Origin of the sequence: Chromobacterium rhizoryzae, assembly GCF_020544465.1 — a bacterium.
Lineage (GTDB): Bacteria > Pseudomonadota > Gammaproteobacteria > Burkholderiales > Chromobacteriaceae > Chromobacterium.
Genome location: NZ_CP066126.1, coordinates 1,582,990 through 1,596,504 on the forward strand (window position 1 = coordinate 1,582,990; position 13,515 = coordinate 1,596,504).

At 65.9% G+C, this 13,515-nt stretch carries 9 protein-coding genes; 8 read left to right on the forward strand and 1 reads right to left on the reverse strand.

What is annotated here, in order from left to right:
- The first annotated feature begins 150 nt into the window (after window positions 1–150).
- Both pnp and JC616_RS07255 read left to right on the forward strand, forming a co-directional pair.
- Window positions 151–2,295 (forward strand): polyribonucleotide nucleotidyltransferase, encoded by a 2,145-nt coding sequence (pnp, locus tag JC616_RS07250; protein WP_107800117.1) that lies wholly within the window; start codon window positions 151–153, stop codon window positions 2,293–2,295.
- Window positions 2,296–2,380: 85 nt separating this feature from the next.
- A complete protein-coding gene (locus JC616_RS07255; protein ID WP_227107494.1) occupies window positions 2,381–2,920 on the forward strand; it encodes an STM3941 family protein in 540 nt (179 codons plus the stop codon).
- Window positions 2,921–3,107: 187 nt separating this feature from the next.
- Here the strand turns inward: JC616_RS07255 and JC616_RS07260 are convergent, their stop codons facing one another.
- Window positions 3,108–3,785, reverse strand: coding sequence for a DUF3313 domain-containing protein (locus JC616_RS07260; RefSeq protein WP_227107495.1), 678 nt, complete (start codon window positions 3,783–3,785; stop codon window positions 3,108–3,110).
- Between the two features lie 282 nt (window positions 3,786–4,067).
- On the opposite strand from JC616_RS07260, the gene JC616_RS07265 reads away from it, so the two are divergent.
- From JC616_RS07265 to astB, 6 genes are all read left to right on the forward strand, one after another.
- The gene (locus JC616_RS07265) at window positions 4,068–6,689 is read left to right on the forward strand and encodes a family 20 glycosylhydrolase (protein WP_227107497.1); all 2,622 of its coding nucleotides are present in this window, start codon (window positions 4,068–4,070) and stop codon (window positions 6,687–6,689) included.
- A 382-nt stretch (window positions 6,690–7,071) separates the two neighbouring features.
- The gene (locus JC616_RS07270) at window positions 7,072–8,286 is read left to right on the forward strand and encodes an aspartate aminotransferase family protein (RefSeq protein ID WP_227107499.1); all 1,215 of its coding nucleotides are present in this window, start codon (window positions 7,072–7,074) and stop codon (window positions 8,284–8,286) included.
- A gap of 159 nt (window positions 8,287–8,445) precedes the next feature.
- On the forward strand, window positions 8,446–9,477 hold the full coding sequence (gene aruF, locus JC616_RS07275; RefSeq protein WP_107800112.1) for an arginine/ornithine succinyltransferase subunit alpha: 1,032 nt from the start codon (window positions 8,446–8,448) through the stop codon (window positions 9,475–9,477).
- Complete coding sequence (gene astA / locus JC616_RS07280; protein WP_107800111.1) at window positions 9,474–10,508, forward strand: arginine N-succinyltransferase; 1,035 nt, start codon at window positions 9,474–9,476, stop codon at window positions 10,506–10,508. The genes aruF and astA overlap by 4 nt, the downstream gene beginning before the upstream one ends.
- The gene (gene astD / locus JC616_RS07285) at window positions 10,508–11,968 is read left to right on the forward strand and encodes a succinylglutamate-semialdehyde dehydrogenase (RefSeq protein WP_227107501.1); all 1,461 of its coding nucleotides are present in this window, start codon (window positions 10,508–10,510) and stop codon (window positions 11,966–11,968) included. Before astA ends, astD begins: the two co-directional genes overlap by 1 nt.
- Window positions 11,969–12,118: 150 nt before the next feature.
- Window positions 12,119–13,465 carry an N-succinylarginine dihydrolase gene (astB, locus tag JC616_RS07290; RefSeq protein WP_227107503.1) on the forward strand — a complete coding sequence of 449 codons (1,347 nt, stop codon included), beginning with the start codon at window positions 12,119–12,121 and terminating at the stop codon, window positions 13,463–13,465.
- Window positions 13,466–13,515: the final 50 nt, after the last annotated feature.

The following is a 13,515-nucleotide window of genomic DNA, read 5'->3' on the forward strand; positions in this document are numbered from 1 at the left end:
GCCGCATGCAAGATCGCGAGCATTATTGCTGTAACAACGGGGGGAGCCTCTAAAAATTCGGATCGGCGCTGTTGGTCGGAATTTTTAGGGGTTCCCGTTGTTTTTTCGGCTTGCGATTATTTGTCACACACAAAGAAATAGGGAAACCCTGTGTTCAATAAAATCACCAAGTCTTTCCAGTACGGCCGTCACACCGTCACCCTGGAAACCGGCGAAGTCGCCCGTCAGGCGTCTGGTTCCGTCATCGTCTCCGTTGAAGACACCGTCGTGCTGGTCTCCGTGGTGGGCGGCAAGAACGTCAAGCCGGGCCAGGACTTCTTCCCGCTGACCGTGGACTACCTGGAGCGCACCTACGCCGCCGGCAAGATCCCGGGCGGCTTCTTCAAGCGCGAAGGCAAGCAGTCCGAGAAGGAAGTGCTGACCAGCCGCCTGATCGACCGTCCGATCCGCCCGCTGTTCCCGGAAGGCTTCTTCCACGACGTGCAGATCGTCGCCACCGTGATGTCGCTGAATCCTGAAGTGGATTCCGATGTTCCGGCGATGATCGGCGCTTCCGCCGCTCTGGCCATTTCCGGCCTGCCGTTCGCCGGCCCGATCGGCGCCGCCCGCGTGGGCTACGCCAATGGCGAATACATCCTGAACCCGACTCGCACCGAGCTGGCCGCGTCCGAAATGGATCTGGTGGTCGCCGGCACCGAGCGCGCGGTGCTGATGGTGGAATCCGAAGCCAAGGAACTGCCGGAAGCCGTGATGCTGGGCGCCGTGGTGTTCGGTCACGAGCAGATGCAAGCCGCGATCAAGGCCATCAACGAACTGGCCGACGAAGTGAACCCGGTGATGTTCGACTGGGCCGCTCCGGTGGCCGATGAGGCGCTGATCGCCCAAGTGCGCGCCATCGCCGGCGAGCAACTGGCCAACGCCTTCCGCCTGCGTCAGAAGCAAGCCCGCACCGTGGCCATCAACGAAGCCTGGAGCGCGGTCAAAGCCGGTCTGATCGACGAAAACACCGACACCCTGAAGGCCAATGAGATCAAGGGCATCTTCAAGGGCCTGGAAGCCGAAATCGTTCGCGGCCAGATCCTGGCCGGCGATGCGCGCATCGACGGTCGCGACACCCGCACCGTGCGCCCGATCAGCATCCGCAACAACGTGCTGCCGCGCACCCACGGTTCCGCGCTGTTCACCCGCGGCGAAACCCAAGCCATGGTGGTGACCACGCTGGGCACCAAGCAGGACGAGCAGATCATCGACGCGCTGGCCGGCGAATACACCGAGCGCTTCATGCTGCATTACAACTTCCCGCCGTACTCCACCGGCGAAGCCGGCCGCATGGGCCCGCCGAAGCGCCGTGAAATCGGCCACGGCCGCCTGGCCAAGCGCGCGCTGGTTGCCGTGCTGCCGCCGGAATCGGAATTCGGCTACTCGATGCGCGTGGTGTCGGAAATCACCGAATCCAACGGCTCCTCGTCGATGGCTTCCGTGTGCGGCGGCTGCCTGTCGCTGCTGTCCGCCGGCGTGCCGCTGAAGGCGCACGTGGCCGGCATCGCCATGGGTCTGATCCTGGAAGGCAACCGCTTCGCGGTGCTGACCGACATCCTGGGCGATGAAGATCACCTGGGCGACATGGACTTCAAAGTGGCCGGTACCGCCGCAGGCGTGACCGCGCTGCAGATGGACATCAAGATCCAGGGCATCACCAAGGAAATCATGCAGGTGGCGCTGGATCAGGCCAAAGAAGGCCGCATGCACATCCTGGGTCTGATGAAGGAAGCCGTGGACGGCCCGCAAGAGCTGTCCGCTCACGCTCCGCGTCTGTACGTGATGAAGATCAACCCGGACAAGATCCGCGAAGTGATCGGCAAGGGCGGCGAAACCATCCGCTCCATCACCAAGGACACCGGCTGCGAGATCAATATCGAGGAAGACGGCACCATCACCATCGCTTCGGTCAGCAACGAAGGCGCGGAAGCCGCCAAGAAGCGCATCGAAGAGATCACCGTTGAAGTGGAAGTGGGCAAGGTGTACGAAGGCACCGTGGTCAAGATCCTCGACAACAACGTCGGCGCCATCGTGTCCATCCTGCCGGGCAAAGATGGTCTGGTCCACATTTCCCAGATCGCCAACGAGCGCATCAAGAACGTGGCCGACTATCTGAAAGAAGGCCAGGTCGTGAAGGTCAAGGCCATCGAAATGGACGACCGCGGCCGCATCCGCCTGTCCATCAAGGCCCTGCTGGAAGAAGAAGCCAAGACCGCGCAGGCGACTGCCGATTCCTTCGGTCTGAAAACCCAGTAAGCCAGCCTGAGCGCCGCTCCGATGCGGAGCGGCCGCCGGCTAGCATCACCCCCTGCCATGGCAGGGGGTTTTTTACGACTGCGAGATGAGCGCGATGGATGAGACGCGTATTGAGTTCGGCGGCGGCAAGGTGCTGTTGCTGATCGTCGCCGGCCTGGCTTTTGTCGCCGTCGGCTATGCGATGTGGACTGCGCCGGACACGGATATCAGCCTGGTCCGGCGTTATGGCGCCGGAGGCGCGGCGATGGTCTTCTTCGGCGCTTGCTGCCTGCTAGGCCTGCGTCAATGCCTGCAGCGCAAGCCGGCCCTGGTGTTCAACGCGCAGGGGCTGTCGGACCATTCCAGCCAGATCGCCGTCGGCTTGATCGCATGGACGGATATCGTGGGCTGGGAAGTCTCGGCGGGGCGCGGTCAGCAGTTTTTGATCATCAAGGTGAGAGCGCCGGGCAAGTACCTGAGCCGGCTGGGGCCGGTGGCGAGGCTATTCAGCCATTTCAATTTCATATGCTATGGCAGTCCGATCGCCATTTCCTCCACCGCCTTGCAGGCGAGTTTCGATGATTTGCTCGCGTTGCTTGGGCGCTATCATCAACGCTATGGCTCGGCGCCCGCCGGGTGGGCTTAGTCATTGCCGCGCACGCCGAGCGCTTTGCGCCTCGGCGTGTTTTGGCTTGGTTCTCAGGGGCTGTTTACGATCTCGCGAGCTAAGGCGAGACAAGGCGTAAGCGGAGTGTGCAAGTGGTGTATGAGCATTCTGAAGCCGTACACACCGTGTAAGGCTCCACGACGCGCAGCAGATCGTAAGCCGGCTCTCAGGGCTGGGCCGGCTTGATGGCCATGCCGCGCGCCAATAGCCGGGCGCTGTCGCGGCACCAGTCGTCGATCAGGCTTTCTAGGCTCTCCAGCTTGACCGCCTCGCCGCGCTGGCGGCTCTTGTCGCTTTTGCGCAGATTGACGCTGCCGGCCAGCAGCTTGCCGTTATTGGCGTCTTCCAGTTGTCCCATGCTGGCCACCTTGGTCAGATAGGGTTCCTTGCCGGCGGCCAGCCGGCCCAGATTGAACACCGCCTTGATCGGCAGGATGTCCAGCGGCTCCACGCCCGGCCGTTCCTGAGCCATGCCGGTGACGGCCACGCGCAGGCGGGCGCTGTCCGGCAGCGCCTCGCGGCTGACCGGAATGCCGACCTTGTGCAATTCCTCGGTCATCCGCCGCTGAAAATAGGCGGCGATCCGGTTTTCCTCGCCGCTCTGCAGCAATTGCCAATCGCCGTCAGCCTGGTGGCGCATGAAGTACAGCGGTTCCACCACGATGGATTTGTAAGCGCTCAGCTGCGCGTCCGGCGCCCGGTACAGCTTTTGCGAGGCGTCGCGGTCCGCGGCCTTGAAGGCGGTCAGCGGCAGGCTGAACACGGTTTGCGGGGCCGCGGCGTCCTGGGCCAGAGCGGGCAGGGCGGCCAGCAACAGCAGGCCGAAGGTGAGGGTCTTGCGCATGAGGCGTTCCTGTTTCATGGGGTATGAGGCTTGCGGCGATGCTTGCGGCAACCGCGGCTAGACCGGCGGTACGGCGCGGGCGTTCCCCGGCTTCACACATCTTTGCATTCCGCCATCATCATGCTAGCAGTCGGCCAGGGCGATGCGCGATTTTGATCTTGAGCATTGAATACCACATTAATACCAGTTAGCCTGTGCCCACGGTGGCATGCGGATGACGATTGGGAGTCGCGGCGATAGCGTTTCGCCGCGCGGCGCGCCACGCAAATCGCAGAGGTGAGCATGAGGACGAAACAACTATTGGCGGCGGGCCTGTTGTCGGCCAGCGCGCTGGCTTGGGCGCAGCCGGATGTCGCGGCGATGGCGCGGGACCTGTCGCTGGCGGTGGCGGTGGACAGCAATAAGGGCGCGGCGGCCGGCGCGCGCTGCGTGGAACTGGGCGCGGACTGGGGCAGTTGCCTGAAAGGGCGGCTGATCCTGCAAAACCATGGCCGGTCCGCGGTGCCGGCCAAGGACTGGACCTTGTACCTGCACAGCATCCGGCGGCTGCTGAAGCTGGACAGCCCTGACTTCGAATTGAGCCATCTGACCGGCGATCTGTACCGGCTGACGCCCAAGCCGGGCTTCGCCGGCATCGCCGCCGGCGCCAAGCTGGAACTGCCCTTGGTGGCCGAGTATTGGATGTTGCACAACAGCGACGTGTTGCCGCGGCCCTATCTGGTAATCGACGGCCAGGCGCCGGCGGTGCTGGCGCGCAATGACGACGACGACGCCAGCTATCTGCTGCCGCTGCCGGGCGATGAATGGAAGTCGCCGGCGGGCGAGGCGCGGCCCCTGATGGACGCCGCCGAGCGTTATCGCGAATTCGCGCGCCGCGGCCCGCAACTGGCCGCCGCCGATGTGGCCGCGCGGGTGATTCCCGCCGCGCTGCGGGTCAAGCCGGACGGCGGCAAGACGGCGGCCGCGGGGCTGAGCTGGCGGCTGCCGGCGCTGGCTCCGGACGCGCGCGCGGCGCTGGCGCAACGCAGCCGCCAGCTGGGCCTGGCCGGACAGGGCCTGCCGGTCAGCGGCGCGGTGGTCAAGGGCTTGCCGGCCGACATCGCCGTCGCCGGCGGTTACCGCTTGCGGGTGGGGCGCGGCGGCGCGCGCATAGACGCGCATGACGCCGCCGGCCTGTTCTACGGCGCGCAGACCCTGCTGGGCCTGATGCCGCAAGGCGGCGGCGAGATCCCGACGCTGACGGTGGAGGACGCGCCGCGCTACGCGCACCGCGGCTTCATGGTGGACGTGGCGCGCAATTTCCGTCAGCCGGCCACGCTCAAGCGCCTGATCGAGCAGATGGCCGCCTACAAGCTCAACAAGCTGCATCTGCATCTGTCCGACGATGAAGGCTGGCGCTTGCAGATCAACGGCCTGCCGGAATTGACCGAGGTCGGCGCGCGCCGCTGTCACGATCTGAACGAGGACCGCTGCCTGCTGCCGCAACTGGGGTCCGGTCCGGACAACCGTTCCGGCGGCGGCTATTTGAGCCGCGAGCAGTATGTGGAATTGCTGCGTTACGCCAAGGCGCGCTTCATCGAGGTGATTCCGGAAATCGACATGCCGGCGCACGCGCGCGCGGCGGTGATGGCGATGGAGCGGCGTTATCGCCACCTCAGCCAGTTGGAGCAGCCGGAAGCCGCCTCCGCCTACCGGCTGATCGATCCGCAAGACCGTTCCAACACCTTGTCGGTGCAATTCTACGACCGTCACACCTATGTCAATCCCTGCGTGCCCGGCGTGCCGCGCTTCGTCGACAAAGTGGTGTCGGAAGTGGCCGCCATGCACCGCGAGGCCGGCGCGCCGCTGGCGGTCTGGCACTTTGGCGGCGACGAGGCCAAGAACATCTTGCTGGGCGGTGGTTTCCAGGACCTGTCCGGCCAGGACCCCGGCAAGGGCAAGATCAAGCTGGCGGAGCAGGACAAGCCCTGGGCGCGCTCGCCGGCCTGCCGCGCGCTGCTGGCGGAGCGGCCGGGGAAAACCGTCGCCGATCTGCCCTTGCAGTTCGCCGAGGACGTCAGCCGCATCCTGGCGCGGCACGGCATCGCCACGATGGGCGCCTGGCAGGACGGTTTGAAGGGCGCGAAATCGCCCAAGGACTTCGCCACCGCCAAGGTGATGGTGACCGAGTGGGACGCCTTGTTCTGGGGCGCGGCCAAGGAAGCGCACGAGTTCGCCAACAAGGGTTTTGAGACCGTGCTGGCGATGCCGGATTATTTGTACTTCGACTTCCCCTATGAGTTGAACCCCAAGGAACGCGGCTATTACTGGGCCTCGCGCGCCACCGACAGCTATAAGGTGTTCAGCTTCGCGCCGGACAATCTGCCGCAGAACGCCGAGGTGATGACGGACCGTCAGGGCAAGGCTTTCGAAGTGCCCAGCGAGGCCGCGTCGGCGGGCTTCGCCGGCATCCAGGGCCAGGCCTGGAGCGAGGTGATGCGCAGCGACGCCCAGTTTGAATACATGGCCTATCCGCGGCTGCTGGCATTGGCCGAGCGCGCCTGGCACCGCGCGGGCTGGGAACGGCCTTATCGTCAGGGCGAGCGTTATCAGCTGGGCGTCAGCCATCTGGTGGACCGCGCGGCCTTGAACCGGGATTGGCAGCAGTTCGCCGCAGTGCTGGGCTGGCGCGAGGCGGCCAAGCTGGAGCGCGCCGGCATCGGTCTGCGCATCGCGCCGCCGGGCCTGGCGAGCGGGGCGGCGGCGGTGCTGACGGAGTTCCCCGGCCAGGCGCTGCAGTTCTCGCCGGACGGGCGCAACTGGACGCCGTACCGGCCGGGCCTGGGCGCGGAAGCGCCTTATTGGCGCGGCGTCAGCGGCGACGGTGCGCGCTTTAGCCGGCAGGAGGCGCGCGGCGGCGACTGAGCGCCGATGCGGGCAAGGTAAGGACGCTCGGGCCGCCGGCCCGGGCGTTTTTCATGGATGAGCGGTTTCCCGGCGTTGATAAGACAATAGAGTTGATCTATCTTGATGATCCCGCAGCGCGCCGGAGGGCGGCGTTTACAGCCGGATTGAGCACAGTTGACCTCTGTAATGGATGTTGTCGGACAAAATTTATTGCGCTGTATCAAAGAATGTATACGCCGGTGTCGCAAACCGGATATGGATTTGCGACGGGCTTACCTTAGAATCATTGAAACTTCATGAAATCATCGATAAAGCCGGCATCACGACCGGTCCGGCCAGCCGCTTGGGATTTCATGATACGGATAAGAAACGACGATAGAGCAGGAAGGGAACCATCAAGATGAGCAATACTGTAACGCGCGCCGATTTCGACCAGGTCATGGTCCCCAATTACGGTCCGGCCGGTTTCATCCCGGTCAAGGGCCTGGGTTCCCGCGTATGGGACCAGAGCGGCCGCGAATTCATCGATTTCGCCGGCGGCATCGCCGTCAACTCGCTGGGCCATTGCCACCCGCAGCTGGTGGCGGCCTTGACCGAGCAGGCTTCCAAGCTGTGGCACGTGTCCAATGTGTTCACCAACGAGCCGGCCTTGAAGCTGGGCAAGCTGCTGACCGAGTCCACCTTCGCCGAGCGCGTGTTCTTCTGCAACTCCGGAGCGGAAGCCAATGAAGCCGCCTTCAAGCTGGCGCGCAAATACGGTTCCGATCACTTCGGCCCGGAAAAGAACCAGATCCTGGCCTGCAAGAACTCCTTCCACGGCCGCACCCTGTTCACCGTCAGCGTCGGCGGCCAGCCCAAGTACACCGAAGGCTTCGGCCCGGTGCCGGGCGGCATCGCCCACTTCGAATACAACGACATCGAATCGCTGAAAGCGGCCATCTCCGACCAGACCTGTGCGGTGGTGATCGAACCCATCCAGGGCGAGGGCGGCGTGATGCCGGCCGACAAGGCCTTTCTGGAAGCCGCGCGCCAGCTGTGCGACCAGCACAATGCGCTCTTGGTGTTCGATGAAGTGCAAAGCGGCGTCGGCCGCACCGGTTCGCTGTTCGCCTATCAGGAATACGGCGTGACCCCGGACATCCTCAGCTCCGCCAAGGGTATAGGCGGCGGCTTCCCGATCGGCGCGATGCTGACCACCGAGAAAGTGGCCAAGAGCTTCGGCATCGGCACCCATGGCTCCACCTACGGCGGCAACCCGCTGGCCTGCGCGGTGGCGCACAAGGTGCTGGAACTGGTCAAGGAGCCGGCGGTGCTGGACGGCGTGCGCGCCAAGCACCAGCGCTTCGTCGACGGCCTGAACGCGATCAACGCCAAATACCAGGTGTTCAAGACCGTGCGCGGCATGGGCCTGCTGCTGGGCTGCGTGCTGACCGACGCTTACGCCGGCCGCGCCAAGGAGTTCCTGAAAGCCGCTGAAAAGCAGGGCCTGATGTTGCTGGTGGCCGGTTTGAGCGTGGTGCGCCTGGCGCCGTCGCTGGTGATCGAGGATCAGGACATCGACGAAGGCCTGGCGCGTTTCGACGCGGCCATCGCCGAACTGGTCGCCGGTCGATAAGCGCCCGCGGCACTGATTCCGGGCGGCCGCCGGCCGCCCTTGCTCCAAGACACAATACCGTTATCCGCCCACGCTCCCGCCCCTGGCAGGCGCGCGGGTGATGCTGCGCCGCGGTCTCGCCGCGGCCCGGCCGGATTTCAGCGATAGGGGAGATGTCCCATGCTTACAGTGCGTCCCGTCCGCACCTCCGATCTGCCCGCCATCGAACGCATGGCGGTGGCCAGCGGCATCGGCGTCACCAGCTTGCCCAATAACCGGGAAAAGCTGTTCGAGCGTATCCAGCAGTCCGTGTCCGCCTTCGAGCACGAGGCCACCGGCGACTCCGGCTGCGAATACTATATGTTCGTGCTGGAGGAGGGCGGCCAGGTGCTGGGCACCGCGTCCATCAACGCTTCCGCCGGCTTCGACGAGCCCTTCTACAGCTACCGCAGCGAAATCTTCGTGCATGCCTCGCGCGCGCTGAAGGTCAACAACCGCGTGCACGTGCTGAATATGTGCCACGACCTGACCGGCATGGTGCAGCTGTGCGGCTTCTACGTGGACGGCCATCTGGAGACCTTGGCCGCCGAGCTGCTGTCGCGCGCCCGGCTGCTCTTCATCGCCAGCAAGCGCGAGCGCTTCGGCCGCCGCGTGATCGCGGAGATGCAGGGCATTCACGACGACGCCGGCCAGTCGCCGTTCTGGAACGCCATCGGCCGCCGCTTCTTCAATATGGATTTCCTGCAGGTGGAACAGGCCTTCGTCAGCCACAGCAAGACCTTCATCGCCGAGCTGATGCCCAGCTATCCGATCTACGTGCCCTTGCTGCCGGACGAGGCGCAGCACGCCATCGGCCAGATCCACGCCAGCTTCGAGCGCTCCTGCCAGCTGCTGTGCAACGAGGGTTTCGAAGCCGACAACTATATCGACATCTTCGACGGCGGCGCGGTGCTGACCGCCGAGGTGGACCGGCTGAAAACGCTGGAAAACAGCCGCTGCTACCCGGTGGAAGTGCTGGCCAGCCTGCCGGAGCAGGCGCAGCCGCAGTTGTTGAGCAATCTGGAGTCCAGCGAGTTCGCCGCCGCGGTGTGCCGCGTGGCGGTGGTGGACGGCGTGGCCTTCATCAATCCCGACGCCGCCCGCGCGCTGGGTCTCGCCAGCGGCGGCCAGGTTCAAGTGGCCGGTTTGCAGCAGAAGGAGTCCGCAGCATGATGTTCATCCGCCCCGTAGCCCACAAGGACCTGGACGGCCTGATGAATCTGGCGCGCAGCGCCGGCGTCGGCCTGACCTCGCTGCCGGTCAACGAAGAGCGGCTGTCGCGCCGCATCGCCCGCTCGGTGCTGTCTTTCGCCGGCGAGCTGGACAAGGCCGACCAAGGCTATGTCTTCGTGATGGAAGACGGCGCCACCGGCGCCATCGCCGGCATCTGCGCGCTGGAAGCCGCGGTGGGCCTGAAGGAGCCGTGGTACAACTACCGCGTCGGCACCATCGTCCACGCGTCCGAGGAGTTGGGCGTGTATTCGCGCCACGACACCTTGTTCCTGTCCAACGACCACACCGGCTATTCCGAGCTGTGCACGCTGTTCCTGCACCCGGACTACCGCGCCAACCGCAACGGCGGCCTGCTGTCCAAGAGCCGCTTCCTGTTCCTGGCGCAGTTCCCGCAGCTGTTCGGCAAGCTGGTGGTGGCCGAGATGCGCGGCGTGTCCGACGAGGCCGGCCGCTCGCCGTTCTGGGAGGGTCTGGGCCGCCACTTCTTCTCCATAGACTTCGCCCACGCCGATTACCTGACCGGCGTCGGCCAGAAGGCCTTCGTCGCCGAGCTGATGCCCAAGCATCCGGTCTACATCGACTTCCTGCCGCCGGAGGCGCAGGCGGTGATCGGCCAGACCCATGAAAACACCCGCCCGGCGGTGGCGATGCTGGAATCCGAAGGCTTCCGCTACGAGGGCTATGTCGACATCTTCGACGCCGGCCCGACGGTGCAGACCTATACCAGCGAAATCCGCGCGGTGAAGGAAAGCGCGACGGTCGCGGCGCGGCTGGCGGACCCGCTGCCGGAAGGCGACAAGAACTTCTACCTGGTGTCCAACGACTCGCTGGCCGGCTTCCGCGCCGTCCTGGCCGAGACGCTGGCGCCCACCCATGAAATCCTGCTGACGCCGGAACAGGCGCAGGCGCTGAACGTGGAAGAGGGCGGCCATCTGCGCTGCGTCGCGCTCTACCCCAAGGAGAATGCATAGTGAGCAGCTTATTCATCAACGGTCAGTGGCAGGAAGGCGCCGGCGCGGCGCTGAGCAAAACCAATCCGGCCGACAATAGCCCGCTATGGCAGGGCCGCGCCGCCGACGCCGCCCAGGTGGACGCCGCTGTGGCCGCCGGCCGCGCCGCGTTCAAGCACTGGGCGCGCACGCCGCTGGACGCGCGCGTGGCGGTGGCCAAGCGCTTTGGCGAACTCCTGAGCGCCAATAAGGACGCGCTGGCCCGCGTCATCGCCCAGGAAACCGGCAAGCCCTTGTGGGAAGCGCAGACCGAAGTGACCACCATGGTCAACAAGGTGGACATCTCGCTGAAGTCCTACCACGAGCGCACCGGCGAACGCGCCGCCGCCATGGGCGACGCCCAGGCGGTGCTGCGCCACAAGCCGCACGGCGTGGTGGCGGTGTTCGGCCCTTATAACTTCCCCGGCCACCTGCCCAACGGCCACATCGTGCCGGCGCTCTTGGCCGGCAACGCGGTGATCTTCAAGCCGTCCGAACTGACGCCGTGGACGGCGCAGGAAACGGTGCGCTTGTGGGCCGAAGCCGGCCTGCCGGCCGGCGTGATCGCGCTGCTGCAAGGCGCGCGCGACACCGGCGCGGCCTTGGCCGGCCACGCCGGCATCGACGGCCTGTTCTTCACCGGCAGTTCCGCCACCGGCGCGCTGCTGCACAAGAACTTCGCCGGCCATCCGGACAAGATCCTGGCCTTGGAAATGGGCGGCAACAATCCGCTGATCGTGGAGGGTGTCCAGGACATCGACGCCGCTGTCCACCACATCGTCCAGTCCGCCTTCGTCTCCGCCGGCCAGCGCTGCACTTGTGCGCGCCGGCTGCTGCTGCCGCAAGGCGCCTGGGGCGACGCGCTGCTGGCGCGGCTGGTGGAGGTGGCGGCCAAGCTGCGCGTCGGCAAATACGACGCCGAACCGGCGCCCTTCATGGGCGCGGTGATCTCCAGCGCCGCCGCCGAGGCGCTGCTGCAAGCCCAGGCCGCGATGCTGGCGGCCGGCGGCAAGGCGCTGCTGGAGATGCGCCGCTTGACGCCGGACGCGGCGCTGCTGAGCCCGGGCATCATCGACACCACCGCCGCCGCGCGTCCGGACGAGGAATACTTCGGCCCGCTGCTGCAAGTGATACGCTACGCCGATTTCGATCAGGCCATCGCCATCGCCAACGACACCCGCTTCGGCCTGGCCGGCGGCGTGCTGTCCGACGAGCGCGCGCTGTACGAACGCTATCTGCTGGAAAGCCGCGCCGGCGTGGTGAACTGGAACAAGCCCTTGACCGGCGCGTCCAGCGCCGCGCCCTTCGGCGGCGTCGGCGCCTCCGGCAACCATCGCGCCAGCGCCTATTACGCCGCCGACTACTGCGCCTACCCGGTGGCCTCGCTGGAATGCGACAGCCTGACCGTGCCGGCGCAGCTGTCTCCCGGCATGGTGTTTTAAGAGCGCCCCCTCTCCCCAACCCCTCTCCCGCAAGGGGAGAGGAGCGGGGGAGAGGGGGCGTGTAGTCAACGCAAAAGAGTTAGGTGGCGAGAAGGGGCCAGATGGCCGTCCCGCCATTCAGATGGATTGAGGCAAGGGAGCATTCTCCAAATGAACGCCTATGAAGTGAATTTCGACGGCCTGGTGGGCCCGACGCACAATTACAGCGGCCTGTCCTTCGGCAATGTGGCGTCCACCAGCAACGTCAGCGCCGCGTCCAATCCCAAGCTGGCCGCCAAGCAGGGCCTGGCCAAGATGAAGGCCTTGCACGATCTGGGCTTCAAGCAGGGCGTGCTGGCCCCGCACGAGCGTCCGGACGTGGCCAGCCTGCGTCTGCTGGGCTTTGGCGGCAGCGACGCCGAGGTGGTGGCGCGCGCCGCCAGGGAAGCGCCGGCCATCCTGGCCGCGGCCTGCTCGGCCTCCTGCATGTGGACCGCCAACGCCGCCACCGTCAGCCCGTCCGGCGACACCGCCGACGGCCGCGTGCATTTCACCCCGGCCAATCTGAACAATAAATTCCACCGTTCGATCGAGCATCCGACCACGGGCCGGCTGCTGCGGGCGATGTTCGCCGACGAGTCCCGCTTCGCCGTGCATCCGGCGCTGCCGGCGCAGATGCATTTCGGCGACGAGGGCGCGGCCAACCACACCCGTTTCTGCGCCGAGTACGACGGCGCGGGGGTGGAGTTCTTCGTGTTCGGCGCGGCGGCTTTCGACGCCCGCTATCCCAAGCCGGCCAAGTTCCCGGCGCGCCAGACCCTGGAAGCCTGCCAGGCGGTGGCGCGCTTGCACGGCCTGAGCGCGGAGCGCGTGGTCTACGCGCAGCAGGACCCGGACACCATAGACGCCGGCGTGTTCCACAACGACGTGATCTCGGTGGGCAACCGCCAGGTGCTGTTCCACCACGAGAAATCCTTTGTCGACCAGCACCAGGTGCTGGCCGAGCTGAGCGCCAAGCTGGCGGCGGTCGGCGGCCGCTTCGTGTCGGTGGAGGTGCCGGCGGCGGAGGTCAGCGTCGAGGAGGCGGTGAAGAGCTATCTGTTCAACAGCCAGCTGCTGTCCAAGCCGGACGGCAAGATGATCATCGTGGTGCCGGAAGAGTGCCGCAATCAGCCGCGCGTCTGGGCCTACCTCGGCAAGCTGGTCGCCGGCGGCGGTCCCATCGACGAGGTCAAGGTGTTCGATCTCAAGCAAAGCATGCAGAACGGCGGCGGCCCCGCCTGCCTGCGGCTGCGCGTGGCGCTGTCGGCGGAGGAGATTGCCGCGCTCAACCCCAAGGTGCTGATGAGCGACGCGCTGTTCGCCACGCTCAACGGCTGGGTGGATCGCCATTATCGCGACCGCCTGAGCAGCGAAGACCTGGCCGATCCGCAGCTGCTGATCGAAAGCCGCACCGCGCTGGACGAGTTGAGCGGCATCCTGGGCCTGGGCTCGGTGTACCCCTTCCAGCTGGTTTGAGCCAGCGATACCCACGCCTGATTTCGAGTCAGGCGCTCTAGCGAAACAGG

Excerpts from the sequence above, each read along its gene's own strand:
- JC616_RS07255 (WP_227107494.1), top strand. The coding sequence starts at position 2,381 with ATGAGCGCGATGGATGAGACGCGTATTGAGTTCGGCGGCGGCAAGGTG.
- JC616_RS07260 (WP_227107495.1), bottom strand. The coding sequence starts at position 3,785 with ATGCGCAAGACCCTCACCTTCGGCCTGCTGTTGCTGGCCGCCCTGCCC.
- JC616_RS07265 (WP_227107497.1), top strand. The coding sequence starts at position 4,068 with ATGAGGACGAAACAACTATTGGCGGCGGGCCTGTTGTCGGCCAGCGCG.
- JC616_RS07270 (WP_227107499.1), top strand. The coding sequence starts at position 7,072 with ATGAGCAATACTGTAACGCGCGCCGATTTCGACCAGGTCATGGTCCCC.
- aruF (WP_107800112.1), top strand. The coding sequence starts at position 8,446 with ATGCTTACAGTGCGTCCCGTCCGCACCTCCGATCTGCCCGCCATCGAA.
- astA (WP_107800111.1), top strand. The coding sequence starts at position 9,474 with ATGATGTTCATCCGCCCCGTAGCCCACAAGGACCTGGACGGCCTGATG.
- astB (WP_227107503.1), top strand. The coding sequence starts at position 12,119 with ATGAACGCCTATGAAGTGAATTTCGACGGCCTGGTGGGCCCGACGCAC.